This window comes from Streptomyces nigra, from assembly GCF_003074055.1.
GTDB lineage: Bacteria > Actinomycetota > Actinomycetes > Streptomycetales > Streptomycetaceae > Streptomyces > Streptomyces nigra.
In genome coordinates this window covers 3,559,882-3,584,895 of record NZ_CP029043.1, presented here as the reverse complement: position 1 = coordinate 3,584,895, position 25,014 = coordinate 3,559,882, and the positions used below count along the sequence as shown (strand labels likewise).

At 70.2% G+C, this 25,014-nt stretch carries 19 protein-coding genes, 7 tRNA genes and 1 pseudogene; 13 read left to right on the top strand and 14 right to left on the bottom strand.

Features of this window, described 5'->3' with window-relative positions; genetic code table 11:
* Positions 1-128 precede the first annotated feature (128 nt).
* The 3 genes from DC008_RS16500 to DC008_RS16490 all read right to left on the bottom strand — a co-directional run bounded on the left by DC008_RS16500 (position 129) and on the right by DC008_RS16490 (position 829).
* Positions 129-201: transfer RNA gene (locus DC008_RS16500), tRNA-Gly, on the bottom strand.
* Between the two features lie 80 nt (positions 202-281).
* Positions 282-353, bottom strand: a tRNA-Gly gene (locus DC008_RS16495).
* A gap of 158 nt (positions 354-511) precedes the next feature.
* A complete protein-coding gene (locus tag DC008_RS16490; RefSeq protein WP_108707634.1) occupies positions 512-829 on the bottom strand; it encodes a histone-like nucleoid-structuring protein Lsr2 in 318 nt (105 codons plus the stop codon).
* 335 nt (positions 830-1,164) lie between these two features.
* Here DC008_RS16490 and purS point away from each other — a divergent pair, with 335 nt between their 5' ends.
* Genes purS through purL form a run of 3 tightly spaced genes read left to right on the top strand, consistent with a single transcriptional unit; the run spans position 1,165 to position 4,360 of the window.
* Entirely contained in the window at positions 1,165-1,428 is a 264-nt protein-coding gene (purS, locus tag DC008_RS16485; RefSeq protein ID WP_055624957.1) for a phosphoribosylformylglycinamidine synthase subunit PurS, read from the top strand.
* Positions 1,425-2,105 (top strand): phosphoribosylformylglycinamidine synthase subunit PurQ, encoded by a 681-nt coding sequence (purQ, locus tag DC008_RS16480; RefSeq protein WP_055624917.1) that lies wholly within the window; start codon positions 1,425-1,427, stop codon positions 2,103-2,105. The genes purS and purQ overlap by 4 nt, the downstream gene beginning before the upstream one ends.
* Entirely contained in the window at positions 2,102-4,360 is a 2,259-nt protein-coding gene (gene purL, locus DC008_RS16475; RefSeq protein ID WP_108707633.1) for a phosphoribosylformylglycinamidine synthase subunit PurL, read from the top strand. The genes purQ and purL overlap by 4 nt, the downstream gene beginning before the upstream one ends.
* Positions 4,361-4,414: 54 nt before the next feature.
* Here purL and DC008_RS16470 read toward each other — a convergent pair.
* A pseudogene (locus DC008_RS16470) lies at positions 4,415-4,956 on the bottom strand (Uma2 family endonuclease).
* Between the two features lie 130 nt (positions 4,957-5,086).
* Between DC008_RS16470 and DC008_RS16465 the strand changes: the two are divergent.
* The gene (locus DC008_RS16465) at positions 5,087-5,884 is read left to right on the top strand and encodes a maleylpyruvate isomerase family mycothiol-dependent enzyme (RefSeq protein ID WP_108707632.1); all 798 of its coding nucleotides are present in this window, start codon (positions 5,087-5,089) and stop codon (positions 5,882-5,884) included.
* Here DC008_RS16465 and DC008_RS16460 read toward each other — a convergent pair.
* Positions 5,874-6,605: a Type 1 glutamine amidotransferase-like domain-containing protein gene (locus DC008_RS16460; protein ID WP_108707631.1), complete on the bottom strand. Its 732-nt coding sequence runs from the start codon at positions 6,603-6,605 to the stop codon at positions 5,874-5,876. The two genes, DC008_RS16465 and DC008_RS16460, sit on opposite strands and share 11 nt — an antisense overlap.
* 113 nt (positions 6,606-6,718) lie before the next feature.
* On the opposite strand from DC008_RS16460, the gene DC008_RS16455 reads away from it, so the two are divergent.
* From DC008_RS16455 to purM, 3 genes are all read left to right on the top strand, one after another.
* A complete protein-coding gene (locus DC008_RS16455; protein ID WP_108707630.1) occupies positions 6,719-7,513 on the top strand; it encodes an META domain-containing protein in 795 nt (264 codons plus the stop codon).
* A 72-nt stretch (positions 7,514-7,585) separates the two neighbouring features.
* Entirely contained in the window at positions 7,586-9,115 is a 1,530-nt protein-coding gene (gene purF / locus DC008_RS16450; protein ID WP_055624923.1) for an amidophosphoribosyltransferase, read from the top strand.
* Between the two features lie 32 nt (positions 9,116-9,147).
* Positions 9,148-10,233, top strand: coding sequence for a phosphoribosylformylglycinamidine cyclo-ligase (purM, locus tag DC008_RS16445; RefSeq protein WP_055624924.1), 1,086 nt, complete (start codon positions 9,148-9,150; stop codon positions 10,231-10,233).
* Between the two features lie 75 nt (positions 10,234-10,308).
* Here purM and DC008_RS16440 read toward each other — a convergent pair whose 3' ends face one another.
* A complete protein-coding gene (locus DC008_RS16440; RefSeq protein ID WP_055624925.1) occupies positions 10,309-10,566 on the bottom strand; it encodes a DUF3073 domain-containing protein in 258 nt (85 codons plus the stop codon).
* A 316-nt stretch (positions 10,567-10,882) separates the two neighbouring features.
* Positions 10,883-11,971, bottom strand: a complete 1,089-nt coding sequence (locus DC008_RS16435; protein WP_108707629.1) for a Leu/Phe/Val dehydrogenase — start codon at positions 11,969-11,971, stop codon at positions 10,883-10,885.
* A gap of 300 nt (positions 11,972-12,271) precedes the next feature.
* Between DC008_RS16435 and DC008_RS16430 the strand changes: the two genes are divergently transcribed.
* Both DC008_RS16430 and bldC read left to right on the top strand, forming a co-directional pair.
* Entirely contained in the window at positions 12,272-13,114 is an 843-nt protein-coding gene (locus tag DC008_RS16430; protein ID WP_108707628.1) for a DUF8083 family protein, read from the top strand.
* Between the two features lie 593 nt (positions 13,115-13,707).
* Positions 13,708-13,914: a developmental transcriptional regulator BldC gene (gene bldC, locus DC008_RS16425; RefSeq protein ID WP_003949541.1), complete on the top strand. Its 207-nt coding sequence runs from the start codon at positions 13,708-13,710 to the stop codon at positions 13,912-13,914.
* Positions 13,915-14,407: 493 nt separating this feature from the next.
* On the opposite strand, the gene DC008_RS16420 is transcribed toward bldC, so the two are convergent.
* The 7 genes from DC008_RS16420 to DC008_RS16390 all read right to left on the bottom strand — a co-directional run bounded on the left by DC008_RS16420 (position 14,408) and on the right by DC008_RS16390 (position 21,075).
* Complete coding sequence (locus DC008_RS16420) at positions 14,408-14,647, bottom strand: DUF6274 family protein (RefSeq protein WP_108707627.1); 240 nt, start codon at positions 14,645-14,647, stop codon at positions 14,408-14,410.
* A gap of 230 nt (positions 14,648-14,877) precedes the next feature.
* Positions 14,878-14,952: transfer RNA gene (locus DC008_RS16415), tRNA-Asp, on the bottom strand.
* A gap of 93 nt (positions 14,953-15,045) precedes the next feature.
* Positions 15,046-19,047 (bottom strand): ATP-dependent RNA helicase HrpA, encoded by a 4,002-nt coding sequence (gene hrpA / locus DC008_RS16410; RefSeq protein ID WP_108707626.1) that lies wholly within the window; start codon positions 19,045-19,047, stop codon positions 15,046-15,048.
* Between the two features lie 102 nt (positions 19,048-19,149).
* A tRNA-Phe gene (locus DC008_RS16405) sits at positions 19,150-19,223 on the bottom strand.
* Positions 19,224-19,247: 24 nt separating this feature from the next.
* Positions 19,248-19,322: transfer RNA gene (locus tag DC008_RS16400), tRNA-Asp, on the bottom strand.
* A gap of 37 nt (positions 19,323-19,359) precedes the next feature.
* Positions 19,360-19,432 (bottom strand) — tRNA-Glu (locus DC008_RS16395).
* An 80-nt stretch (positions 19,433-19,512) separates the two neighbouring features.
* Positions 19,513-21,075 (bottom strand): metallophosphoesterase family protein, encoded by a 1,563-nt coding sequence (locus tag DC008_RS16390; RefSeq protein ID WP_108707625.1) that lies wholly within the window; start codon positions 21,073-21,075, stop codon positions 19,513-19,515.
* Between the two features lie 85 nt (positions 21,076-21,160).
* Between DC008_RS16390 and DC008_RS16385 the strand changes: the two genes are divergently transcribed.
* The 4 genes from DC008_RS16385 to DC008_RS16370 all read left to right on the top strand — a co-directional run bounded on the left by DC008_RS16385 (position 21,161) and on the right by DC008_RS16370 (position 24,900).
* On the top strand, positions 21,161-21,511 hold the full coding sequence (locus DC008_RS16385; RefSeq protein ID WP_062673344.1) for a metallopeptidase family protein: 351 nt from the start codon (positions 21,161-21,163) through the stop codon (positions 21,509-21,511).
* A gap of 97 nt (positions 21,512-21,608) precedes the next feature.
* Complete coding sequence (locus tag DC008_RS16380; protein ID WP_108707623.1) at positions 21,609-22,139, top strand: hypothetical protein; 531 nt, start codon at positions 21,609-21,611, stop codon at positions 22,137-22,139.
* Between the two features lie 276 nt (positions 22,140-22,415).
* Positions 22,416-24,560, top strand: coding sequence for a DEAD/DEAH box helicase (locus DC008_RS16375; RefSeq protein WP_055624932.1), 2,145 nt, complete (start codon positions 22,416-22,418; stop codon positions 24,558-24,560).
* 267 nt (positions 24,561-24,827) lie between these two features.
* Positions 24,828-24,900 (top strand) — tRNA-Lys (locus DC008_RS16370).
* The last annotated feature ends 114 nt before the right edge of the window (positions 24,901-25,014 follow it).

Below are 25,014 nucleotides of genomic sequence, written 5' to 3'. Positions count from 1 at the left end.
CGTCTCCGCCCCGGAGACCAGGCAGCAGTGCGCGCTGTCACCGATCGGCATGACAAATGTCAGAAGGACGTGCGGAAACACGCGCATACGAAGAAACCCCGGTCCACCGGACCGGGGTCTTCATCAAGAGCGGACGACGAGGCTCGAACTCGCGACCTCAACCTTGGCAAGGTTGCGCTCTACCAACTGAGCTACGTCCGCATTGCCTCCGACCGGCTCTCACCGATCGGCGCGGGCACCAGCCTACCTGATCCACAAGGATGGTCGGTACGGCGGTGCAGAGCGGGTGACAGGAATTGCACACTGCGCCTTCCCCCTGGAAGGGGGATGTTCTACTACTGAACTACACCCGCATGCTCGGCGAGCTGGACTTTTTCGGCCCCGCCCGCTGGCGTGCTCCAGACATTAGCTGATCAGCAGGGGGGTAGCGCAAGTCGGTTGTCGCACCGGCCCGCCCGCACCGCCCCGAGGGTCCGCCGGCGGGCCCTGGGGACCCGTCCCGCGGACCGGCTCACTGCGCCGAGGCGAACGCCTCGTAGACCTTCTTGGGGATACGGCCGCGGGCCGGCACCTCCATCTTGTTGGCCTGGGCCCAGGCGCGTACGGCCGCGGGGTCGGGGGCGACCTCCGTCTGCCTGTACGCCTTGCCCGACCTCGACCGCTTGCGGCCGGCCTCCACGTAGGGCGCGAGCGCCTTGCGCAGTTTCTTGGCATTGGCTTCATTCAGGTCGATCTCGTACGACTTGCCGTCGAGTCCGAAGGCGATCGTTTCCGCCGCTTCTGAGCCGTCGATGTCGTCAAAGAGAGTGACCACGACCTTCTGCGCCACGAATATCGGTCCCTTCGTACGGCACGCTGACAATTCATTTGTACCGTGCCCGACAATGCAATGTGAAGCTCGACTAAATCCTTCCGCGTGTCCAAAAGCAAGAAGGAGCGGAGCGACTTCGAAGGAAGGGTGGTCGGGGGAGAGGGTCGGGCGCAATAGGCATCGGGTGTCGATCCGGGATCTTTTCCGGAACTTTTCACCGGCCGGCCCGGCGGGTGCCCGTCGTGACTGCGGTCACGTAGCTTCCTACAAGTCGACGCGCGTAGAAATTTTGTGCGGGTAGTCTGAAAGCACCTTGCAGGAACCTGCTCAGCACCACACCACCGGGAGTGCACGTGGCACGCGTCGTAGTCGACGTCATGCTCAAGCCGGAGATCCTCGACCCCCAGGGCCAGGCGGTGCAGCGCGCACTGCCGCGACTGGGTTTCGAAGGCATCTCCGACGTACGTCAGGGAAAGCGTTTCGAACTGGAAGTTGACGGACCGGTCGACGATGCCGCGCTCGCCCGCATCCACGATCTTGCGGAATCCTTCCTCGCCAACACCGTGATCGAGGACTTCACCGTCCGCGTCGAGGAAGTCGCGGAGGCGGCCAAGTGACCGCTCGTATTGGCGTCGTCACTTTCCCGGGTTCTCTCGACGACCGGGACACACAGCGCGCGATCCGCCTCGCGGGCGCCGAACCGGTCGCCCTGTGGCACAAGGACAAAGACCTCAAGCAGGTCGACGCCGTGGTGCTGTGCGGTGGTTTCTCCTACGGCGACTATCTGCGCGCCGGAGCCATCGCCCGCTTCTCGCCGGTGATGGACACCGTCATCGAGCAGGCGAAGGCCGGACTTCCGGTCCTCGGCATCTGCAACGGCTTCCAGATCCTCACCGAGGCCCATCTGCTGCCCGGCGGCATGCTCGGCAACGACCATCTGCACTTCATCTGCCGTGACCAGAAGCTGCGCGTGGAGAACGCCGGGACGGCCTGGACGACCGACTACACGGCCGGCCAGGAGATCCACATCCCGCTGAAGAACATGGACGGCCGCTATGTGGCCGACCAGTACACGCTGGACAAGCTGGAGGCCGAGGGCCGTGTCGCCTTCCGGTACCTCGACTTCAACCCCAACGGCTCGCTCAACGACATCGCCGGCATCACCAACGAGGCGGGCAACGTCGTGGGCCTGATGCCGCACCCGGAGCACGCCGTGGAGCCGCTCATCGGCAGCGGCCGCACCGACGGCCTCCCGTTCTTCACCTCGATCCTCAAGAAGCTGGTCAACGCATGAGCCGGACGCCTCTGGACACGGTCGAGCACGCGGCCGCGACCCCCGACGTCGAGCTGCCCTGGGCCGAACTGGGCCTGAAGAAGGACGAGTACGAGCGGATCGTCGAGATCCTGGGCCGCCGCCCCACCGGCGCGGAGCTGGCCATGTACTCCGTCATGTGGTCCGAGCACTGCTCGTACAAGTCCTCCAAGGTGCACCTGCGCCAGTTCGGCGAGAAGGCCCCCGAGTCCGACGCCCTGCTCGTCGGCATCGGCGAGAACGCCGGTGTCGTCGACGTCGGCCAGGGCTACGCGGTCACCTTCAAGGTCGAGTCGCACAACCACCCGTCGTACGTCGAGCCCTACCAGGGCGCGGCCACCGGCGTCGGCGGCATCGTGCGCGACATCATCGCGATGGGCGCGCGCCCGGTCGCGGTCGTGGACCCGCTGCGCTTCGGCGCGGCCGACCACCCCGACACCAAGCGCGTCCTGCCCGGCGTCGTCGCCGGCATCGGCGGCTACGGCAACTGCCTGGGCCTGCCCAACATCGGCGGCGAGGTCGTCTTCGACGCCTGCTACCAGGGCAACCCGCTGGTCAACGCCGGTGCCATCGGCGTGATGCGGCACGAGGACATCCACCTCGCCAAGGCGTCCGGCGCCGGCAACAAGGTCATCCTGTACGGGGCCCGGACCGGCGGCGACGGCATCGGCGGCGCCTCCATCCTCGCCTCCGAGACCTTCGACGACGCCAAGCCGTCGAAGCGCCCGGCGGTCCAGGTCGGCGACCCCTTCCAGGAGAAGCTCCTCATCGAGTGCACCCTGGAGGCGTTCGCCGAGAAGCTGGTCGTCGGCATCCAGGACCTGGGCGCGGCCGGCCTGTCCTGCGCGACCAGCGAGCTGGCGTCGAACGGATCCGGCGGTATGCGCGTCACCCTGGACGACGTGCCGCTGCGCGACTCGACCCTCTCGCCCGAGGAAATCCTCATGAGCGAGTCGCAGGAACGCATGTGCGCGGTCGTGGAGCCCGGCAAGGTCGAGCGCTTCCTCGAGATCTGCGACAAGTGGGACGTCATCGCCACCGTCATCGGTGAGGTCACCGACGGCGACCGCCTGGAGATCTACTGGCACGGCGGCAAGATCGTCGACGTCGACCCGCGCACCGTCGCGCACGAGGGCCCGGTCTACGAGCGCCCCTACGCCCGTCCGTCCTGGCAGGACGCCCTCCAGGCCGACGACGCGAACAAGCTGCCCCGGCCGGCGACGTCGGACGAGCTGAAGGACCAGGTCCTGAAGCTGGTCGGCTCCCCGAACCAGGCCAGCAAGAAGTGGATCACCTCGCAGTACGACCACTTCGTGCAGGGCAACACCGTCCTCGCCCAGCCCGAGGACTCCGGCATGATCCGCATCGACGAGGAGACCGGCCTCGGCGTCGCCATCGCGACCGACGGCAACGGCCGGTACGCCAAGCTGGACCCGTACCACGGCGCCCAGCTGGCCCTCGCCGAGGCGTACCGCAACGTCGCCACCACCGGCGCCAAGCCGCTCGCCGTCTCCGACTGCCTGAACTTCGGCTCGCCCGAGGACCCGGCCGTCATGTGGCAGTTCGCGGAGGCCATCCGCGGTCTCGCCGACGCCTGCCAGCAGCTCGGCACCCCGGTGACCGGCGGCAACGTCTCGCTCTACAACCAGACGGGCGAGGCCGCCATCCACCCGACGCCGGTCGTCGCCGTCCTCGGCGTGATCGACGACGTGGCCCGGCGCACCCCGGTCGCCTTCCAGGAGGAGGGCCAGCTCCTCTACCTGCTCGGCGACACCCACGAGGAGTTCGGCGGCTCGGCCTGGTCGCAGGTCGTCCACGACCACCTCGGCGGACTGCCCCCGAAGGTCGACCTGGAGCGTGAGCGGCTGCTGGCCGAGATCCTGATCTCCGCCTCCCGCGACGGCATGATCGACTCCGCGCACGACCTGTCCGACGGCGGTCTGATCCAGGCGGTCGTCGAGTCGGCGCTGCTCGGCGGCAAGGGCGCCCGCCTGATCGTCCCGGACGGTCTGGACGCCTTCACGTTCCTCTTCTCGGAGTCGGCGGGCCGCGCGGTCGTCGCCGTGCCCCGCTCGGAGGAGCTCCGCTTCAACGACATGTGCGGCGCCCGCGGCCTGCCCGCCACCCGCATCGGTGTCGTGGACGGCGACGCGGTCGAGGTCCAGGGCGAGTTCTCCCTCCCCCTGACCACTCTGCGCGAGACGCACGAGGCCACGATCCCGGCCCTGCTGGCGTAGCCGGGGGGTACAACAGGAAGGTCCCGTCCGGCCCACGGACGGGACCTTCTCGTCTCACCGCACGTAGTTCTTGAGGATCTCCGTGTCGAGCTCGATGCCGACGGGGTCGGGGAGGAGCACTTTGTCGCCGAACTTGGCGACGTGAACTTCGCTGTAGCCCCCGACTCGCCGGTCAGGGGAGCTGTGCAGTGTGACCGTGCAACTGTCCCGGTCGATCAGGAGATACAGCGGGATGCCGGACTGGCCGTAGGCGGCCGGTTTCTCGTGCCGGTCCCGTCGGTCCGTGTCCGAGTCGTACGAGGTGACCTCCACGACCATGAGGGTTCCGCTGGGGTCGGCCCACTCGCCGTGCCCGGCGACGACCTGGACCTGTATCAGGGTCAGGGACTCCGGGTCGAGGCGTACCGGGAGGGCCTGGTCTGCATACACCGCCGGGCCAGCCAGGACACGATGGTGCCGTGGTCCCCGTCCGTCGCCGCTTTGACCCCGATCCGTTCGTCGACGAACTCCAACGTGACGGTCTCGGGAGCGGCGGCGGCGATCGTTTCGAACTCCTCCACCGACATCTGAGACGTGCGCTCGGCCATAACCGTCATGTTGCACCTCCTCCTGGGCGGACCAGTGTCGTCCGGGGCAGCCGACGCGGGATGTCTTCCGCAGTCGATCACCCGCACGAGTTGTCGAACGCCGATCCGGTCCGCGATCTCCCGCAATAGGCTGCTCCTCATGCCCCCGGCCAAGAAGCGCGCGCGCACCTACGACCCCGTCAAGATCCGCACCGCCGTGCTCGCCCAGTTCGGGCACGTCCGGCAGGCCGTCCGCGGGCTCACCGCCGAGCAGCTCGCCCTGCCGACCCGCCTGGACGCCTGGACCGTACGGGACCTGGCCGCCCACGTGACCATGGCCCTGGAGACCGTCAGCCGGAACCTCGACCGGGACGAGCCGCGCAAGGCCGGACTCACCCTCCTGGACTGGCCCTCGGCCACCGCCGCCCGCGCCGGGGACATCGCCGACGACACCCGCGAACTCGCCGCCGCCCACCCCGACCTCGACGCGCTGTACGCCCGTACCGAGGAACGCCTCACCGAGCGCCTGGCCACCGCGCCCGGCGACCGGTTCCTCGACACCCGCACCGGCGTCCTGTCCCTCGCCGACCACCTGGTCACCCGTACCGTCGAACTCGTCGTCCACACCGACGACCTGAACGCCGCCGTCCCCGGCCTGGACATCCCGTACGAGCGGCAGGCGCTCGCCGCCTGCACCCGGCTGCTCGCCGACGCGCTCGCGGCGAAGGCGCCCGGCGGTTCGACCGAGGTCCGCGTCCCGCCCTACGCCGTCGTGCAGTGCGTGGAGGGCCCGCGGCACACCCGGGGCACCCCGCCCAACGTCGTCGAGACCGACCCGCTGACCTGGATCCGGCTCGCCACCGGTCGTCTGACCTGGCAGGACGCCCTCGCGGAGGCCAAGGTCAGCGCGAGCGGCGAGCGCGCCGACCTGAGCGGACTGCTGCCGCTCATGGGCTGAGCCCTTCGCGGCGGAGGGGGCGGCAGGGCACGGCCCGCTCGGTGGCCCCGCCCTCCCCGTCCGGCTCGACCCGGTACAGCCCCGCCCCGGGCGCCCGCGTCACCGCCTCCGTCAGCCGGCCCTCGGTGAAGAGCGCGCCTACGCCGTCCTCCACCGCCCAGCCCGGCGGCAGCGCCCCGTCCGCCACCGCCGCCCGGTAGGACGGCCGGCGTCCCGGCTCACCGTCGTAGTGCGGGCAGACCGAGCCGGGCAGCAGGCCCAGCCCGTCGGCGAGGTGGGTCAGCGGGCCGAAGGAGTCGGTGTGCGAGCCCTCGGCCCAGCAGTTGGCCCCGGCGCTGATGCCGCACAGCAGCACACCCCGGTCGTACGCCTCGCGCAGCAGCAGGTCCACGCCGTGCGCACGCCAGACGGCCAGCAGGTTCGCGGTGTTGCCGCCGCCGACGTACACGATCTCCTGGCTCAGCAGGAAGGTCCGCAGGGCCTCGTCGTCGAGGGTGCGCCGGAACAGGGGCAGGACCTCGGCTTCCACCGGACGGTCGGCGAACGCCGCGAGGAAGCGCTCGATGTAGCCCGGTGCATCGCCGCTCGCCGTCGGCACGAAGCAGACCCTCGGCCGGGCCGCGTCCACCAGCCCGAGCAGCCAGTCGTCCAGCACCCCGTCGTCGTCGGTGGAGAACCCGCCCCCGAGAAGGGCCAGACGGCGGTGCGGGTCGAGTGTCATGAGCGGGTCTCCTTCGGGTCGCGCCACGGACGGCGTCCGACTCTGCCCAGCCAGGAGCGCCGGCCGCAAACGAAGGGGCGGAACCGGTCCCTCGTCCCTCCCGTCCCACCGGCATGGACACTCTCGGCACACCCCGTACGAACAGGCGGCGACTGGCCCTCCTCGCCGCCCTGACCCTCCTGCCCTTCGCCGCCGCCTGCGGCAGCGAGGACGCGGGCAGCGACTCGGTCGGGGCCGGGGCGCGGGCGTCCCTGTCCGACGCCCGCTGGGGCGTCGACCAGGTCACGACGGACGGGAAGAAGGACGCCGCCCCGGACACCGCCTGGCTGCGGGTCTCGGGCGACGGGAAGGTCGAGGGCAACCTCGGCTGCAACCACTTCGGCGCCCGGGCCGACTTCGCCGACGGCCACGTCGCCTTCGAGCAGGTCCAGTCGACGGAGATGGCCTGCGACGGCGTCCCCGCGGACTTCGAGCAGACCCTCGCCCGCACCCTCGCCGACGGCGACCTGACCGCCGAGGCGGACGGCGACAGGCTCACCCTCACCACGAAGGACGGCGACCGCGTGACGCTCAGCAAGCAGGAGGCGGCCCCGCTCAAGGGCACCAAGTGGACCGTGACCAGCCCCGACGCCGACGGCAAGGCCCATCTCACGTTCGACGAGAAGGCCGGCGAGGTCAGCGGAAGCCTCGGCTGCAACCGGGTGAAGGCCACCGCGACGATCCGCGACGGCAGTATCACGCTGGGCTCGGCGTCCACCACCCGAATGATGTGCGACACCTCACTCATGACGGCGGAGAAGAAGCTGCTCGGGCTGTTCGACAGCACGGTGAAGTACCGCGTCGACCACCGCACCCTCACGCTGACCAGCGAAAACGGCGAGACCGTCACGGCTACCGCCAGTAAGTGATCGGTCACGGCGGCGCCCGCCCGGGAGTTCCCCAATTCGGACCAGTGGTCGACCTCGCCTACACTCGGGGACGTGCCACGTGGTGACGGTCGACTCAATCACGATCTGCTCCCCGGCGAGAAAGGCCCCCAGGACGCGTGTGGCGTCTTCGGTGTCTGGGCTCCGGGCGAAGAGGTCGCAAAGCTCACGTACTTCGGGCTCTACGCCCTCCAGCATCGGGGCCAGGAATCCGCGGGAATCGCGGTCAGCAACGGCTCCCAGATCCTCGTCTTCAAGGACATGGGCCTCGTGTCCCAGGTCTTCGACGAGACCTCTCTCGGTTCGCTCCAGGGTCACATCGCGGTCGGACACGCCCGCTACTCGACCACCGGCGCCTCCGTGTGGGAGAACGCCCAGCCGACGTTCCGTGCCACCGGGCACGGCTCCATCGCGCTCGGCCACAACGGCAACCTCGTCAACACCGCCCAGCTCGCCGAGATGGTCGCCGACCTGCCCAAGCAGGAGGGCGGGCGCTCCCCGCGCGTCGCGGCGACCAACGACACCGACCTGCTGACCGCGCTGCTCGCGGCGCAGGTCGACGAGGACGGCAAGCCGCTCACCATCGAGGAGGCGGCCCACGAGGTCCTTCCGCAGGTGCAGGGCGCCTTCAGTCTCGTCTTCATGGACGAGCACACCCTCTACGCCGCCCGTGACCCGCAGGGCATCCGCCCGCTGGTCCTCGGCCGTCTTGAGCGCGGCTGGGTCGCCGCCTCCGAGAGCGCGGCGCTCGACATCGTCGGCGCCAGCTACGTCCGCGAGATCGAGCCGGGCGAGTTCGTCGCCATCGACGAGAACGGCCTGCGCACCTCCCGATTCGCGGAAGCGAAGCCCAAGGGCTGTGTCTTCGAGTACGTGTACCTGGCCCGCCCCGACACCGACATCGCCGGCCGCAACGTGTACCTCTCCCGGGTGGAGATGGGCCGCAAGCTGGCGAAGGAGGCCCCGGTCGAGGCCGACCTGGTCATAGCGACCCCGGAGTCCGGCACCCCGGCCGCCATCGGCTACGCGGAGGCCAGCGGCATCCCGTTCGGCGCGGGCCTGGTGAAGAACGCCTACGTCGGCCGGACCTTCATCCAGCCCTCGCAGACGATCCGCCAGCTCGGCATCCGCCTGAAGCTGAACCCGCTCAAGGAAGTCATCAAGGGCAAGCGCCTGGTCGTCGTCGACGACTCGATCGTGCGCGGCAACACCCAGCGCGCCCTGGTCCGCATGCTCCGCGAGGCGGGCGCCGCCGAGGTCCACATCCGGATCTCCTCGCCGCCCGTGAAGTGGCCGTGCTTCTTCGGCATCGACTTCGCCACCCGCGCCGAGCTGATCGCCAACGGCATGACGATCGAGGAGATCGGCACCTCGCTGGGCGCCGACTCCCTGTCGTACATCTCCATCGACGGCATGATCGAGGCGACCACGATCGCCAAGCCGAATCTGTGCCGCGCCTGCTTCGACGGCGAGTACCCGATGGACCTGCCGGACCCCGAGCTGCTCGGCAAGCAGCTCCTGGAGACCGAGCTCGCGGCCGGTACGGCCGCCACGGCTGCCGCCGACGCGATCCGTCGCCCGTAAGCCCCGTATTTCCAACCGAAAGATCCCAGGCAATGTCTCCTGTGTCAGATCAGTCGGGCACCACCGGTGCCTCCTACGCGGCGGCGGGCGTCGACATCGAGGCGGGCGACCGCGCGGTCGAGCTGATGAAGGAATGGGTGAAGAAGGCCCAGCGCCCCGAGGTCCTCGGCGGCCTCGGCGGCTTCGCCGGGCTCTTCGACGCCTCCGCCCTCAAGCGCTACGAGCGTCCCCTGCTCGCCTCCGCCACGGACGGCGTCGGAACCAAGGTCGACATCGCGCGCCAGATGGGCGTCTACGACACCATCGGCCACGACCTGGTCGCCATGGTCATGGACGACATCGTGGTGTGCGGCGCCGAGCCGCTGTTCATGACCGACTACATCTGCGTCGGCAAGGTCCACCCCGAGCGGGTCGCCTCGATCGTCAAGGGCATCGCCGAGGGCTGTGTGCTGGCCGGGTGTGCCCTGGTCGGCGGTGAGACGGCCGAGCACCCGGGCCTGCTGGGCGAGGACGACTTCGACGTCGCCGGCGCCGGTACGGGCGTCGTGGAGGCCGACCGGCTGCTCGGCGCGGATCGCATCCGTACGGGTGACGCGGTGATCGCCATGGCGGCCTCCGGCCTTCACTCGAACGGGTACTCGCTGGTGCGGCACGTCCTGCTGAACCAGGCCGGTCTGGCGCTGGACGCCCGGATCGAGGAGTTCGGCCGCACCCTCGGCGAGGAGCTGCTGGAGCCCACCAAGATCTACTCGCTGGACTGCCTGGCCCTGACCCGCACCACCGAGGTGCACGCCTTCAGCCACATCACCGGCGGCGGTCTCGCGGCCAACCTGGCGCGCGTGATCCCGGACGGGCTGCACGCGATCGTCGACCGCTCCACCTGGACCCCGGCACCCGTCTTCGACCTCGTCGGCAGGACCGGCCGCGTCGAGCGACTGGAGCTGGAGAAGACGCTGAACATGGGCGTCGGCATGATGGCGATCGTGCCGTCGGAGTCGGCCGACGCGGCCCTGGCCACGCTGGCCGACCGCGGCGTCGACGCCTGGGTCGCCGGCGAGATCACGGACCGCGGCGAGCACACGACCGGCGCGGAGCTGGTCGGCGACTACGCGGTCTGAGCGGTGCGGACCTGAGGACAGCACAGAACCCGGCCGGTGGCAGAGCCACCGACCGGGTGAGTGCTCACTGCATGGTCAAGCGCCGCGACGGTGTTGTGAAGAAGAGGGACCGTCGTCTTCGTCCTCGTCGTCGTCCTCATAGAGGTCGGCGTATCGAGAGTAGAGATCGTCCTCGTCATCCTCATCGTCCTCGAACGGCTCGCCGTTCGGCGGCTGGCTCGAAGTCGATGCGCCCAGTTCACTGGCCAGACGTGAAAGGTCCGTCCCACCGCTGTTGTACTTCAGCTGGCGGGCGACCTTCGTCTGCTTGGCCTTGGCCCGGCCGCGCCCCATGGCTCGACCCCCTCGGTGACGGGGCTCGACGGCCCCAGAGTCTGACACGCGTTCATGATCCGGAACGGACTCTCCATGGAGAGGCCGATCCGTAGGGCTTCCACGGTACCTGAGCCCGCGCCCATACGGTACGTCGCCCGCAGCACGCGCGTCTGCCCAGGACCTTCGAGGTGCCCTGTCCTCGCTGGTCAACCGCGATTTTAACCACTTATGGGCGGTCGACCCGCCGGTAGAAGTGAGAGTTCTCTCCAACCGTCCACCGGCGGGTACCGCCCGGGCCGTGCCGACGAACCACGGGCTGCCCGGGCGCGCCGGATCAGTGGGTCCGGCGCGCCTCCGCGATCCGCTGCTCGGCGATCCGGTCGGCCGCGGCGGCCGGCGGAATCCCGTCCGCCTTCGCACGAGCGAATATCGCCAGCGTGGTGTCGAAGATCTTCGCCGCCTTCTCCTTGCAGCGTCCGAAGTCGAACCCGTGCAGCTCGTCGGCGACCTGGATGACACCGCCGGCGTTCACCACGTAGTCGGGCGCGTAGAGGATCCCGCGGTCGGCGAGGTCCTTCTCGACACCCGGATGGGCGAGCTGGTTGTTGGCCGCGCCGCAGACGATGCCGGCGGTCAGTACCGGCACGGTGTCGTCGTTCAGGGCACCGCCGAGCGCGCAGGGGGCGTAGATGTCCAGGCCCTGGACGCGGATCAGGGTCGCGGTGTCCGCGACGGCCGTCACCGAGTCCAGGTGGGCCGCGACGATCCGGCCGACGGCGTCCTCGCGGACGTCCGTGATCACGACCTTGGCGCCCTCGGCCACCAGGTGCTCGACCAGGATGTGGCCCACCTTGCCGACGCCCGCGACACCGACCGTGCGGTCCCGCAGCGACGGGTCGCCCCAGCGGTGCTGCGCGGAGGCGCGCATGCCCTGGTAGACGCCGAAGGCGGTGAGCACCGACGAGTCGCCCGCGCCGCCGTTCTCCGGGGAGCGGCCGGTCGTCCAGCGGTTCTCGCGCGCCACCACGTCCATGTCGGCGACATAGGTGCCGACGTCGCACGCGGTGACGTAGCGGCCGCCGAGGGAGGCCACGAACCGGCCGTAGGCCAGCAGCAGCTCCTCGGTCTTGATCTGCGCCGGATCACCGATGATCACGGCCTTGCCGCCGCCGTGGTCGAGCCCGGCCATGGCGTTCTTGTACGACATCCCGCGCGCGAGGTTGAGGGCGTCGGCGACGGCCTCCTCCTCGGTCGCGTACGGGTAGAAGCGCGTACCGCCGAGGGCGGGGCCCAGAGCGGTCGAGTGGATGGCGATGACGGCCTTGAGGCCGCTGGCGCGGTCCTGGCAGAGCACGACCTGCTCATGTCCCCCCTGGTCCGAGTGGAACAGGGTGTGCAGGACGCCGTGTGTTACGTCGGTCACTGTGGTGACTCCTGAGTACGGGCGGCGATCGGAGCTGAGCTCCCGGGGGACCCCCGCGCTTGTGGCAGTGGGGAGCCCGCGGGTGCTCGAGCATGAGATTAGACCTCCGGACACCCGGTGAACCCGCAGTGCTCGGGATCACCTCCTCCCGGAGTACAGCCGTGCGACGATTTGCATGGATTTCCCGCTCTTTCATCAGCGAGTTTCCAGCCGGTTCCCGGTGGCTCCACACCGGCTTCCCGGCCGGTGCCGAGCGGGTTCCGGAGGTTTTCCCGGCGGACGGAGGGGGAGGGAGCAGGCGTGCCCAAGGTGTCCTCGGTGATCGTCCCGTACGCGACGTACCTGCGGGTGTACGAGCCCCTGGCCGCCTTCCCCGAGCCGGAACGCGGCCACTGGACCCGGTACGCCCGCCGCCCCGACCGCCCCTCGTACCAGGACGAACTGCGCCGCTCCCTGGCCGACTTGCTGCCCACGCCGCCCGTGCCCGTGCCGGTGCACGAGAGCAGCGACGCCTTCGTGCTGGAGGTGGACGGGGTGGTGTGCGTGTGCCCCTGGCGGACCCGGCTGCGCGGCTGGCAGGCGCTCGGGGAGCTGGGCGACGAGCTGCCGGCGCCGGTCCTGGACGCGGTCCTGCCCGAGGTCGTACGGCGGCAGGCGGCGCAGGACTACGAGCGCTGGCTGGCCCGCAACCCCGACGCGCGGCCGTGGATCCGCACGTCGACCTGGCAGGTGCCGCTGCACTGGTTCGTGCTGGTGTCGGACCGTGAGCGGCGCTTCGACAAGGGCTCCGGCGACGTGCCGCCGATGCTGCGGTACCAGACGCCGATGGTGGAGGCCCGGCGCCGGGTGGCGCGGGCTCTGCGGACGCTGAAGGAGACCATCGACGAGGGTCCGCTCATCGACGGGCTGCTGGACGTGGGCCGCTGGCTGGAGGAGTTCCATCCGCGTTCGCTGGTGGAACTGGACTACGGCGGCCTGGTGCACGCCCTGCCGGCCGGCGACCTGGAGGGCGACCACTCGGCCGCCGACGTGGCCGAGGGCATCGAGGCGCTGCGGCGGGGAGACGGCGCGGCGGCCGGGGAGGCGTACGGGCGGCTCGTGGAGCGCTGGCGGTCGGTGCGGGAGCGGCGGTCCGCGAACTGAACGGCCCCCGCAGCGCGGGCCGGTGTGACGTAGCACACTACTGAGGCCATCGCGGGCCAGGTGGCATCCCCTTTGTAACGAACTGGCGTTTGACGATCCGCCCGTTTTGGGGTTTCGTGCTCGCTCTGGGTACCTGATGTCTCGTCAACATGGGGCGTAGGGCGCGATCCGGGCGTATGTCGCTGGATCCCGCCAATTCGTCCAAGCGTGATGGACCGCACGTACACGGCTCTTGCGTCCCTAACCCCCCTCGTGCCAAAATAGGACAAGGAGTCCGGGGAGGACTCCATCTCGACATTGCACGCTTTGGGGGGTCTTGGGACTCCTGCACGCCACTGTGACTGATCGTCACAGTGGCGTGACTGTCCGCTATGGCATGGTCCATCGGCTTCCGTCGCTGATGAACACCTGGAGGGGCAATTCCATCGGTTTGGCCGACGCGGCTGGACAGATGGTGTAGTTGTAGTGCCGAGGACAAGCCGTTCGTCCTATAACCGACTCGACTCGCGTCCGCCATTTCGGGCAACGCGGGTCAAGGTGCAGAATTTAGAGGAAAGAACCGAGAAGGTTCGGTTCTCCCGAGGAGGCCGCTCATGACCGCTCGCACCCCTGATGCCGAGCCGCTGCTGACCCCGGCTGAGGTCGCCACGATGTTCCGCGTCGACCCCAAGACGGTCACGCGGTGGGCGAAGGCCGGGAAGCTCACTTCCATCCGTACGCTCGGCGGTCACCGCCGTTACCGCGAGGCTGAGGTCCGCGCTCTGCTCGCGGGCATTCCGCAGCAGCGCAGCGAGGCCTGAGCTCTCGCAGAACCGGGCAAACCGGCGGTTCCCCCAACTCGCCGCGGCGCCCGGACCTAGCTCCAAGCGACGCGGGTTCTGCCCCAACAGAGCCCTCGCCCAAGCCGTCAGAGCACTTCAGGCACGCAACAAGGGTGCGTCGTAGATCGCGCTGGACTCCGCCGGGTCCAGCGCGATCTTTTTTGTGCGCCCGCGCGGGACCGCCCCGTGAGCCTGTGGGTGGCCTTGTCGAAGTCTGGGGAGCGGTGTCGGATCGTCTGTGCGGCCGGCCCCGGACGGTCGCTCGGAGTGGTCGGGGCGATCGTTGAAGCTGGTGCAATTGCACATATTAAATTGACCCGTTGTAGGCGGGGCGTAAGCGCCGGGCTTCCAGAAACTCATTCGGTGACACCCGTCACATGCCGGGGTGCTTGTTGCCTCTGGCCTATGTGCGCTAAAGGGAGCGACGGGTTCCAGAAGCCCCTGGTGCGGCCCGAGTTGACGACGGCGGTGGTCAGGCGGGGGACGGTGTCTCCTCCGGGGCCGCCTCGTCCGCGGCAGGCCGGGCGGCGCCGGGCGTGTCGGACGTCCCTGAGGCGCCGGGAGCGTCGGCAACGCCGGGCCCGCTGTCGAGGGCCAGCCGCAGCAGCCGGTGGCAGATCGGACAGTGCCGGGTCAGATGCCGGTAGGAGGTGGCGGCCGACAGGTGCGCGCGGAGCAGGGCTCGCGTCTCGTGCCTGGTCGATGCCGCCATACGCCACCTCCGCCGGGGGCCAGCCGAAAAGGGCCCTGAGTTCTGGGTACCGAGCGAATGTGACTCCGTCAAGGCGGCGTGGACGGCCCGCGGCGCGGGCGTCGCCCCAGAAGCCCCCTGGGCCCCTTTGGGCCCTCCACGGCGGCCCAGAGGCCCGAAAGCGCGCCGCGCGGACTTGTACGCGCCCATGCGAAAGGCCCGCCCCCTCGACGGGGACGGGCCTTCACTTGCGGTCCTGACGGGATTTGAACCCGCGGCCTCCACCTTGACAGGGTGGCGAGCACTCCAAACTGCTCCACAGGACCAGGCTTTGCGGCGCCATTCGTGCGTTGCGCTGCGAGAAGAGACTGTACAGGAGGGTGAGCCCCGGGTCGAACTCACCCTGTGTGCAGCGTCCGTCACGGCGCCAGCGCGTCGATCGCCTTCACGATCCGCTTGTCGGAGATCGGATACGCCGTCCCCAGCGCGTGCGCGAAATAGCTGACCCGCAGCTCCTCCAGCATCCACCGGACGTCGAGCACCGCCTGCGGCACCGGACGGCCCTGCGGCATCTGCTCCAGCAGCCAGGCGTACTCGTCCCGCATCTCGTGGACCTTCTCCATGCGTGTCGTGTCGCGCTGGACGTTCGTCGGCATCTGCTGCAGCCGGCGGTCCACCGCGATCAGGTAGCGCATCAGGTCGGGCAGCCGGCGCAGGCCCGCCTCGGTCACGAAGCCGGGTTTCACGAGGGCGTCCAGCTGGGCCCGCACATCCGCGAGGTTCGGCAGCAGGGCCGGGCTGCGCACACCCTTCAGACGGCGCTCCGCGGCCTGCCAGGCGGCCAGCACCTGCTGCACCTGCCCCACCGCGCGCACCGTCGTGTCGACGATCTCCGCGCGCACCTTGTCGTACAGCTTCCGGTACGACTCCTCGTCCCAGGCCGGGCCGCCGAAGTCGGCGATCAGCCGGTCCGCCGCCGCCATGGCGCAGTCGTCGAACAGCGCCTGGATCGACCCGTGCGGATTCGCCGACAGACCGAGCTTCTGAGCGTTGGTCAGCTTTTCGGACGCGAACTTCGCCGGATTCACCGGGATGTTGCGCAGGATGAGGCGGCGGGTGCCCTTCCACATCGCCTGCTGCTGCTCCGCCTCCGTGTCGAACAGCCGCACGGAGACCGTGTCGCCGTCGTCCACGAGCGCCGGGTAGGCCTTCACCGGCTGACCGGCCCGCCGGGTCTCGAAGACCCGGGTGAGGGTGCCGATCGTCCAGTCCGTCAGACCCGAGCGTTCCAGCGACTCCCCGCCCTGCCGGGAGGCGGTCGCCGCGGCGGCCTGGGAGAGCGCCTTGCGCGCCTTCGGCTTCAGACGCAGCTGCAGCGCCTCCAGGTCCTTGTCCTCGGCCAGCTTGCGGCGCCGCTCGTCGACGATGCGGAACGTGACGCGCAGATGCTCGGGGACCTTCGCCCAGTCGAAGTCGTCCGCGGTGAACGGCACGCCGACCATCCGCTTCAGCTCCCGGGCCATCGTCACCGTCAGCGGCTCCTGACCGGGGACGGCCACCTCGAGGAACCGCTTCGCGAAGTTCGGCGCCGGCACGTAGTTGCGGCGGATCGGCTTCGGCAGGGAACGGATCAGCTCCGTCACCAACTCCTCCCGCAGCCCCGGGATCTGCCAGTCGAAGCCCTCGGCGGTGACCTGGTTCAGCACCTGGAGCGGGATGTGGACGGTCACACCGTCCGCGTCAGCGCCCGGCTCGAACTGGTAGGTCACCCGGAACTTCAGCTGCCCCTGCCGCCAGGAGTCCGGATAGTCGGCCTTGGTGACCGCCTCGGCCGACTCCCGGATGAGCATCTCGCGCTCGAAGTCCAGGAAGTCGGGTTGCTCCTGCCGCTTGCGCTTCCACCACGAGTCGAAGTGCGCCCCCGACACGACGTGCTCGGGGATCTTCTGGTCGTAGAAGTCGAACAGCGTCTCGTCGTCGACGACGATGTCCCGGCGCCGGGCGCGGTGCTCCAGCTCCTCGACCTCGCTGAGCAGCCGGCGGTTGTCGGCGAAGAACTTGTGGTGCGTGCGCCAGTCGCCCTCGACCAGGGCGTTGCGGATGAACAGCTCCCGGCTGACCTCCGGGTCGATCCGGCCGTAGTTCACCTTGCGCTGGGCGACGATCGGGACGCCGTACAGCGTCACCTTCTCGTACGCCATCACGGCCGCCTGGTCCTTCTCCCAGTGCGGTTCGGAGTACGTCCGTTTCAGCAGATGCCCGGCGAGCGGCTCGACCCACTCCGGCTCGATCTTCGCGTTGACGCGCGCCCACAGCCGGGACGTCTCCACCAGCTCCGCCGACATCACGAAGCGCGGCGGCTTCTTGAAGAGCGCCGACCCCGGGAAGATCGCGAACTTGGCGTTGCGGGCGCCCAGGTACTCGTTGCGCCCGCCCTCCTTGCGCGCCCCCGGACCGGAGTCCTTGGACTCCTTCACGTCCTTCATGCCGATGTGCGACAGCAGACCGGCGAGGAGCGAGACATGGATGCGGTCGGCGGGCGCGTCGTTCTCGTCGAGATGGATGCCCATCTGCTTCGCCACGGTCCGCAGCTGGCTGTAGATGTCCTGCCACTCGCGGATCCGCAGGAAGTTCAGATACTCCTGCTTGCACATCCGGCGGAACGACGACGAGCCGCGCTCGCGCTGCTGCTCTCGGATGTAGCGCCACAGGTTCAGATAGGCGAGGAAATCGCTCGTCTCGTCCTTGAACCGGGCGTGCTGCTGGTCGGCCTGGGCCTGCTTGTCCGCCGGACGCTCGCGCGGGTCCTGGATGGACAGCGCGGCCGCTATGACCATGACCTCCCGGACACAGCCGTTGCGGTCGGCCTCCAGGACCATCCGGGCCAGCCGCGGGTCCACGGGCAGCTGCGCCAGCTTGCGGCCGGTCTCGGTGAGCCGCTTGCGGGGGTCCTTCTGCGCCGGGTCCAGCGCGCCCAGCTCCTGCAGGAGCTGCACACCGTCACGGATGTTGCGGTGGTCCGGCGGGTCGATGAAGGGGAACTTCTCGATGTCGCCGAGACCGGCCGCGGTCATCTGCAGGATGACGGAGGCGAGGTTGGTGCGCAGGATCTCCGCGTCGGTGAACTCCGGCCGGGCGAGGAAGTCGTCCTCGGAGTACAGCCGGATGCAGATGCCGTCGGACGTACGGCCGCAGCGGCCCTTGCGCTGGTTGGCGCTGGCCTGCGAGATCGGCTCGATCGGCAGCCGCTGCACCTTGGTGCGGTGGCTGTACCGGCTGATCCGGGCGAACCCGGGATCGATGACGTACTTGATGCCCGGCACGGTCAGCGACGTCTCGGCGACGTTGGTCGCCAGAACGATCCTGCGGCCGGTGTGCGGCTGGAACACCCGGTGCTGCTCGGCGTGCGACAGCCGGGCGTACAGCGGCAGCACCTCGGTTCGCTGCCAATCAGCGCCTCCGGCGCGGGGGTACTTCTTCTTCTCCAGCGCGTCCGCCGTGTCCCGGATCTCGCGCTCACCGGAGAGGAAGACGAGGATGTCGCCGTTGCCCTCGCCCATCAGCTCCTCGACCGCGTCCGTGATCGCCGTGATCTGGTCGCGGTCGGCGTCCTCGGAGTCCTCCTCCAGCAGCGGGCGGTAGCGCACCTCCACCGGATAGGTCCGGCCGCTGACCTCGACGATCGGGGCGTCGCCGAAGTGCCGCGAGAACCGCTCCGGGTCGATGGTCGCCGAGGTGATGACGACCTTCAGATCCGGCCGCTTCGGCAGCAGCTGCGCCAGGTACCCCAGCAGGAAGTCGATGTTGAGGGACCGCTCGTGGGCCTCGTCGATGATGATCGTGTCGTAGGCGCGCAGCTCGCGGTCCGTCTGGATCTCGGCGAGCAGGATGCCGTCCGTCATCAGCTTGACGAAGGTGGCCTCCGGGTTCACCTGGTCGGTGAACCGCACCTTCCAGCCGACCGCCTCGCCCAACGGGGTGTCCAGCTCCTCCGCCACCCGCTCGGCGACCGTGCGCGCGGCGATCCGGCGGGGCTGGGTGTGCCCGATCATGCCCCGGACGCCCCGGCCCAGCTCCATGCAGATCTTCGGGATCTGCGTCGTCTTCCCGGAGCCGGTCTCACCGGCGACGATCACGACCTGGTGATCGCGGATCGCGGCGGCGATCGTGTCCTTCTTCTGGCTGACCGGCAGCTGCTCCGGGTAGCCGATCGCGGGCACGCGCGCGCGGCGGGCGGCGACTCGCTCCTCGCCCTTGGCGATCTCCGCCTCGATCTCGGCGAGCACGGCGGCCCGGGCCTCGGGCTTACGGATCTTGCGCGCGCCCTCCAGCCGCCGGCCGAGGCGCTGCGCGTCACGCAGCGACAACTCGGTCAGACGGGGGGCGAGGGCGCCGAGGGCGGGGGCAGGGTGCGTAGACATACGCGTTCCAGGATCTCATCCCGTCGAAAACCATGGCGAATGCTTTTGTCCCGGCGGGGCACGTCGAAGCCCCCGTCGATCACTCGACGGGGGCTTCACCTGTGGCTGGGGCCGGGGTCGAACCGGCGACCTATCGCTTTTCAGGCGATCGCTCGTACCAACTGAGCTACCCAGCCGTGAGGGTCTTGCGACCTTCACTGCGGTCCTGACGGGATTTGAACCCGCGGCCTCCACCTTGACAGGGTGGCGAGCACTCCAAACTGCTCCACAGGACCTTGCGATGCGTGCAACAGTGTCGCACACCGTACTGCGTGCCCCCAACGGGATTCGAACCCGTGCTACCGCCTTGAAAGGGCGGCGTCCTAGGCCGCTAGACGATGAGGGCTATCGGCCCGCCTGGGCGCTTCTCAGCGCGTCGGGGACGTGAGAAGCATATGGGATGCCGGGAGGTATCGCCAAAACGGTTTACGGGCTCGCGCTGGGCGACGCGCTCTCGCCGTCCGGGGCGCCCGGCTGGTTCTCCTCCACCAGGTGCCGCCGCACCTCGGCGGTGGTCAGCCCGAGGCCGCCGAGTTCGATCTCGTCCCACGCCTGCAGCCGCCGGGTGTCGCGGTCGAAGTACAGGATCGAGGTCTGGATCGGGTCGGGGTGCTTTCCCTCGACCGCGCGCAGCCCGCTGCCGCCGGTGGAGCCCTCGGTCCGCAGCCTCGTGCCGTACGGCAGCACCTCGGTCGTCTGCTGGTGGATGTGCCCCGCGAGGGCCAGCGGGACCTCGCCGTCCGTCTTGCGGGCCGCGATCGGCTCGTGCGCCACCGCCACGTCCACGGGGGTGCCGGCGGCCTTCTGGTCGCGCAGGGCGCTGGCGAGCCGGGCGCCCGCCAGCTCGTTGGCCGCGTCGCCGCCGGGCGCCTGGGAGCGGTCGGGGGTGAACTGGGGGTCGCCCATCCCGGCGAAGCGCAGCCCCCTGATGGTCACGGCCTCGCCGTCGTCGAGGACGTGGACGTTCTTCAGGTCCTCCAGATAGCTCTGGGTGACCCGGGAGTCGTGGTTGCCGCGCACCCAGACATAGGGGGCGCCGAGGTCCTCGATCGGGTCGAGGAAGCCGTTCTCGGCGGCCGTGCCGTGGTCCATGGTGTCGCCCGAGTCGACGATCACGTCGACCTTGTACTGCGCCACCAGCGAGGCGATGATCTTCCAGCTCGCCGGGTTGAGATGGACGTCCGAGACGTGCAGGACGCGGATCGTGCTCGGGTCCGGGGCGTAGGCGGGGAGCGTCGAGGTGGCGTCGTAGAGCTTGGTCACATTGGTGACCAGACGGGCCAACTCCTTCTGGTAGACGTCGAATTCGGTGACGATGCTGCGCGCGTTGCCGACCAGGGACGGGGCGGAGGACAGGAGCCCCGAGAACTTCGGCTCCAGGACGGACTCCGGGTTCCAGGTCGCGTACGCCGTCCCGCCGGACGCGGCCAGCAGGGTGAGGGCGAGCCCGCCGGCGGCCAGGGCGCGGCGAGGGCGCCGGTACACCACCAGGCCGAGCGCGGTGGCGCCGGTGACGACGGCGACGACGCTGCGCAGGGCGAGGTCGAGGGTGCCGTCGGTGACGTCCTGAGTCACTTCCTCCTGGAGGCCGGAGAGGCGCTCGGGGTGGTCGACGAGGGCCTGGGCGCGCTCGGGGTCGAGCTGGTCGACGTTGACGTCCAGCCGGACGGGCGCGATGTGGCTGGCGAACTGGAGCGCGCCGAGCGGTGAGACGTTGATCTTGGTGCCGCCGGTGAGGGAGGGCCGCAGCGTCATCGTGGTGTTCATCGGGCCGACCGGGACGCGCACGTTGCCGACGACGAGCAGACCGAGCCAGGCGCCGACGAGGACGACGGCGACCAGACCGAGGGCGCGCGTCCAGGGGTGGGGCTGGGTGACGAGCTCGGGCTCGGGGTGCGGTCGGCGGGTGGCGTAGCGGTCGGCGAGGGCGCGTGGTGCCCTGGGGAGATGTCCGAGAACTTTCATGATCGCGACGGGGACGCGGGGCATTGGTGCCGTATGCCCATGTCCGGCCCCGGATATGCGGGGCCGCCGGCGGCTCCTCGGGAGCGGCGCCGTGCCTGACAATGGGGCTGTGCTGGAGATGACGCGCGAGGAGTTCGAGGAACTGGTCGCCGAGGCGCTGGACCGGATCCCGCCGGAGCTGACGCGGCTGATGGACAACGTCGCGGTGTTCGTCGAGGACGAACCGCCCGCCGACGACCCGGAGCTCCTCGGGCTGTACGAGGGGACGCCGCTGACCGAGCGAGGCGAGTGGTACGCCGGGGTGCTCCCGGACCGCATCACCATCTACCGGGGGCCGACGCTGCGGATGTGCGCGTCGCGGGAAGAGGTGGTCGAGGAAACCGAGGTGACGGTGGTGCATGAGATCGCCCACCACTTCGGGATCGACGACGAGCGGCTGCACGCCCTCGGATACGGGTGAGACACGGGCCCGTGGGGCCCCGCGCGGCGCGTGTCCTCTTGTGGGCGGCGGGAGTTGGGCAGGGCGACTTCTTCGCCCGCCCTTGGAGGTGGCTCGCGTGCGCCCTCTGTACGTACCTGTCCGACTGGCCGCGACGGCCGTGGCCGTGGCCGCCGTCGCCGGCTGTATGAGCGTCGGTGACGACGGCGGCGGAGGGAGTGCCAAGCCGTCGCACTCCGCCGGGCAGCGCGGCGGCGCGGCGCCGGACGGCGGGCCCGCGGGGACGGGCGGCGGGTCGGGGTTCGGCGCGCACGCGGACGTCGACGGCGAGCGGGGCAAGAAGAAGGGCAAGGACGCCGGGAAGAAGTCCCGGAAGTCCGCCGATCCCTCGGACTCGCCGTCCGCGCGGGCGAGCGCGTCGCGGCCGGCCGGTCCCGCGCAGCCCGGCGGGACGGAGGGGCCGGGGCCCACCCGGACGGCCGAGCCGGAGCCCACCCGGCCGGCGGAGCCCGAGCCCACGCCGACCCAGGAACCGGTGACCCCGACGCCGACGCCCCCGCCGGCGGAGCCGTCGTCGTCGGCGCACGAGGACACGGCACCGCAGCTGGTGCAGCGCGAGCCCGCTCCGGAGGCACAGGCGCCCGCGTGATCCAGAGGGGGAGGGGTGCGAGGGGGACCGGCCGGGGGCCGGTGGGGGTGGTCGGCGAGTGACGTTGCCTACATGGTTGACGGTCGGTTTGCCTTGGGGGGTGAGGGGTGCGTATGGTGGTAGATCGTTTGATCCCATTTGCCCGGCGCCACCACAGAGCGCGCCGTGTGGCGCGTACTCTCCCTTGCCGTGGCTGACCGCATTGAGGCGGTCTTATTGCGAATCACGGAGTTGACGGGCGCGTGCCGACGAGACTCCGGAAGGTTTCGCATACGCATGTCCATTTCCAGTACTGATCACGTCGTCGTGCCCGAGAACGACGAGAACGAGCCCGTCGTCGAGGCGGCCCCCGAGGTCACCTTCGCCACGCTCGGTCTCCCCGAGGGCGTCGTGCGCAAGCTCGCGCAGAACGGCGTGACCACCCCCTTCCCGATCCAGGCCGCGACCATCCCGGACGCCCTGGCCGGCAAGGACATCCTCGGCCGCGGCCGCACCGGCTCCGGCAAGACCCTCTCCTTCGGCCTGCCGACGCTCGCGCGTCTGTCCGGCGGCCGCACCGAGAAGCACAAGCCGCGTGCGGTCATCCTCACCCCGACCCGTGAGCTCGCCATGCAGGTGGCGGACGCCCTCCAGCCGTACGGCGACGTCCTCGGCCTGAAGATGAAGGTCGTCTGCGGCGGCACGTCGATGGGCAACCAGATCTACGCCCTCGAGCGCGGCGTCGACGTCCTCGTCGCCACCCCGGGCCGGCTGCGCGACATCATCAACCGCGGCGCCTGCTCCCTGGAGAACGTCGAGGTCGCCGTCCTCGACGAGGCCGACCAGATGTCCGACCTGGGCTTCCTGCCCGAGGTCACCGAGCTGCTCGACCAGGTCCCGGCGGGCGGCCAGCGGATGCTGTTCTCCGCCACGATGGAGAACGAGATCTCCACGCTGGTCAAGCGCTACCTGAGCAACCCGGTCACGCACGAGGTCGACAGCGCCCAGGGCAACGTCACGACCATGTCGCACCACATCCTGATCGTGAAGCCCAAGGACAAGGCGCCGGTCACCGCCGCGATCGCCTCCCGCAAGGGCCGCACGATCATCTTCGTCCGCACCCAGCTGGGCGCCGACCGTATCGCCGAGCAGCTCGTCGAGGCCGGTGTGAAGGCCGACGCGCTGCACGGCGGCATGACGCAGGGCGCCCGTACCCGGGTGCTGGCGGACTTCAAGGACGGCTACGTCAACGCGCTCGTCGCCACCGACGTCGCCGCGCGCGGCATCCACGTCGACGGCATCGACCTGGTGCTGAACGTCGACCCGGCCGGCGACCACAAGGACTACCTGCACCGTGCGGGCCGCACCGCGCGTGCCGGCCGCACCGGCACGGTGGTCTCGCTCTCGCTGCCGCACCAGCGCCGTCAGATCTTCCGTCTGATGGAGGACGCGGGCGTGGACGCCTCGCGCCACATCATCCAGGGCGGTGCCGCCTTCGACCCGGAGGTCGCCGAGATCACCGGCGCCCGCTCGATGACCGAGGTCCAGGCCGAGTCCGCGGGCAACGCCGCGCAGCAGGCCGAGCGCGAGGTCGCCCAGCTCACCAAGCAGCTGGAGCGGGCGCAGCGCCGTGCCACCGAGCTGCGCGAGGAGGCCGACCGTCTGGTCGCCCGGGTCGCCCGTGAGCGCGGGGAGGACCCCGAGGCCGCGGTGGCCGAGGCGCAGGCGGCGGTCGCCGAGGCCGTCGAGGTGTCGGTCCCCGAGCAGCCGGCCGCGCAGGACGTGGACCGCACGGAGCGCACCGAGGCTCCGGCGCCGTACGAGCGCCGGGACCGTGGCGGCGACCGCGGTGGTTTCCGTCGTGACGACCGCGGTGACCGTGGCGGCCGTTCGTTCGAGCGCCGCGACGACCGTGGCGGCTTCAACCGTGACCGTGGCGACCGCGGTGGCGACCGTGGCGGTTTCCGCCGGGACGACCGCGGTGACCGCGGTGGTGACCGTGGCGGCCGTTCGTTCGAGCGCCGTGACGACCGCGGCGGCTTCAACCGTGACCGTGGCGACCGTGGCTTCGAGCGCCGTGACGACCGGGGCGGTGACCGTGGCGGTTTCCGCCGGGACGACCGCGGTGACCGCGGTGGTGACCGTGGTGGCCGTTCGTTCGAGCGCCGTGACGACCGTGGTGGCCGTTCCTTCGAGCGCCGTGACGACCGTGGCGGCTTCCGCCGGGACGACCGCGGTGCCGGCCGCTCCTTCGAGCGCCGTGACGACCGTGGCGGCCACCGGGGCAGCGACCGCCCGTTCAACCGCGACCGCCGCGACGACCGTCCGGGCTTCCGCTCCGGCGGCCACGAGCGTCCGTACGGCCGCCGTGACGACCACCGGGGCACCGGCTCCTCGTTCGGCCGCCGCGACGACAAGCCGCGCTGGAAGCGCAACGGCTGACGCCCACTGATCGCCGAAGGGCCCGCACGACTCACGTCGTGCGGGCCCTTCGGCGTTCCCGGCGGCCAGGACCGGACACCGACGGCGAGGACCGATGCGCCTGCGGAACGGCGAGTTGCGCCGCTGCGCCGGCAAGTGCGGTGCCCCGTACTGAAGGACCGCGTGACGGTTTTCAGCGACTGGCGCACCCGCCGACAGGCCCGTCACCCCGATACCCGATCGGCTCGACGGCCACGTGCGGCTATGCTCGGGGTGGCACCATCGCCTGGGCCCTTAGCTCAATTGGCAGAGCAGTGGACTTTTAATCCATTGGTTGTGGGTTCGAGTCCCACAGGGCCTACGGCCACGCGGCGTCCGGGCCGGCTTCGGCCGGCCGGGGCGCCGCGTCCTTTTCGTCCCGGTGGACGGTCCAAGTCGCCCACAGGGCGCACGGGTTAAACTCCTGGCCACGAAA